Below are 2,080 nucleotides of genomic sequence, written 5' to 3'. Positions count from 1 at the left end.
GTAAATTTTCTAAGAGATTTGAAGGACGACCATGATATTCTAGGAAGGTGCTATTTCCCGGATCTGGACATTTCGTGTTTTGATAACAATATTAAGCATTCCATTGAAAGAGATATTGAAAATGAATTTAATGAAGCATTAGAAGGCATAAAAAAACTACCGCCGACATCGCGTTTCGGAGTGTACCTGGCATATCGGTATTACGTGTCTCTTTTCAGAAAAATTAAAAGTAGATCTGCAAAAACTATCATGAATGAAAGAGTAAGAATTTCAAACGGCGCAAAGCTTTCTCTGATGATGAGCTGTTATGTGCAATACAAAACATCATTTTTATAAAAACTTAAATTTCTGATCATGAATTTTCTAATTGTAGTAGCAACATTTTTCATCATGGAAGGACTTACGTGGCTGATTCATAAATACATTATGCATGGCTTTTTATGGACTCTTCACAAAGATCATCATGATCATACCAACGAAGGTCAGATGGAAAAAAACGATTACTTTTTTGTCATTTTCGCAGTTCCAACTATTGCTTTAATGTATTACGGAACGATCCATAATTTTAATTATTGGTTTTATATTGCTGTGGGAATTGCCTTGTACGGAATGGCGTATTTTTTTGTTCATGATATATTTATTCATCAGAGAATTAAATTTCTGAGGAATACTCAAAATCCTTATCTATTGGCCATCAGAAGAGCTCATAAACAACATCACAAACATACCGGAAAACAAGATGGGGAATGTTTTGGCTTTCTTTGGGTTCCTGTGAAATATTTTAAAATGTTTTTCAATCAAAATAAAAAATAAATGCTTCCATATACGTATCTGTTAATTAACTTTTTAACCATCATTATCTGTTTTGTTTTTTCATTTCATCATAAAATAAAATTCAACAGACATTTTGTGGCATTTTTGGGGGCATCTTTCATCGTTGCATTATTTTTTATCGCTTGGGATATCTGGTTTACAAAGACAGGAGTCTGGTGGTTTAATGATAAATATTTATTGGGAATCAGGATATTCCATCTTCCTATTGAAGAAATTCTTTTTTTCTTTTGTATTCCTTTCGCCTGCATCTTTACATATTATTGTCTTGATAAATTTTTTAAACTTGATTGGAAATCTTTACCCGAAAAGATTTTTGTCATTATTAGCATTATTTCTTCATTGACTCTTGGACTTTATTTCCATGAAAAAATATATCCTTTTATTACATTTCTTTCAACCGCAATTACTTTATTTATTCTGTATTTTATATTCAAATCCAGATGGATTGGCAAAGCATCTTTTATTTATCTATTATTAATGCCCGGATTTTTAATGGTTAATGGTATTTTAACAGGTACAGGTCTGGAATCCCCGATTGTTAATTACAACTCCGATCACATCATTGGTTTTAGAATTCTTACCATACCGATAGAAGATACGGTATACGGATACGAGCTTATTCTTTGGAATATTTTTTTGTTTCAAAAATTTAACAGGTCACAGTCGAATTTATGATGATTTTCCTGATAAGCTCAAAAATGGTGTTGGTCTAAATGGTTTTGATGACAAAAAATATTAAGACCAACAGCAAAGTTGAAAAATTTTGAATATGAGTTTAAATAATCTTTAAAATAGAAAATCACACACAGATAGTAGTTTGTGATTTTTTTCTGCTTTAAAACAGCAGGGTAACTTTAATAAAAGATTTTACTTCCTTTAATAATAAGGTGATCATCCATTTCCATTTGTTTAATCGTCCTGATAACAGTCTCCACTCTTAATCCTGTTAAAGACGCAATTTGATTTCTGGTATAAGGAACATAAAAACTATATTTTTCCCAATATCCGAAATATGCTTTTATATGATCTAATAATTTGGTTATTCTAACCAATGGGCTTGAGTCACATAGAAATGAGGATATTAGATATCTGAAATGAAGACGTTCTGCTGTATACTTACTTATTTTAAAAAATAACTCAGGCTTTTCAAGTAAAAGAGATAAAAATTGTTTTTTTTCAATCCTGATTATTTCACATTGTGTTACTGCAATAGCATTAACGCCATAGGGCAGGTCTGTAAATAAGT

The 2,080-nt window shown here is 30.6% G+C and carries 3 protein-coding genes and 1 pseudogene; 3 read left to right on the top strand and 1 reads right to left on the bottom strand.

Annotated features, from left to right (window positions below; all coding sequences use genetic code 11):
* The 3 genes and pseudogenes from M2373_RS22510 to M2373_RS22500 all read left to right on the top strand — a co-directional run.
* Window positions 1-336: pseudogene (locus M2373_RS22510) on the top strand (phytoene/squalene synthase family protein); the annotation flags it as partial.
* A gap of 18 nt (window positions 337-354) precedes the next feature.
* Window positions 355-813: a sterol desaturase family protein gene (locus tag M2373_RS22505; protein ID WP_259113739.1), complete on the top strand. Its 459-nt coding sequence runs from the start codon at window positions 355-357 to the stop codon at window positions 811-813.
* Window positions 814-1,509, top strand: coding sequence for a lycopene cyclase domain-containing protein (locus M2373_RS22500; RefSeq protein ID WP_259113735.1), 696 nt, complete (start codon window positions 814-816; stop codon window positions 1,507-1,509).
* 179 nt (window positions 1,510-1,688) lie between these two features.
* Here M2373_RS22500 and M2373_RS22495 read toward each other — a convergent pair.
* Window positions 1,689-2,080 (bottom strand): Crp/Fnr family transcriptional regulator (locus M2373_RS22495; RefSeq protein ID WP_259113732.1); only part of this gene is annotated, 392 nt, incomplete at its 5' end.

The organism is Chryseobacterium sp. JUb7 (genome assembly GCF_024806495.1).
Classification (GTDB): Bacteria; Bacteroidota; Bacteroidia; order Flavobacteriales; family Weeksellaceae; genus Chryseobacterium.
Note: the sequence above shows the minus strand (reverse complement) of the source record. Positions and strands in the feature narration are given on the sequence as shown.

Bases quoted from the DNA above. Each gene is read 5' to 3' on its own strand.
- M2373_RS22505 (WP_259113739.1), top strand. From the start codon at position 355: ATGAATTTTCTAATTGTAGTAGCAACATTTTTCATCATGGAAGGACTT.
- M2373_RS22500 (WP_259113735.1), top strand. From the start codon at position 814: ATGCTTCCATATACGTATCTGTTAATTAACTTTTTAACCATCATTATC.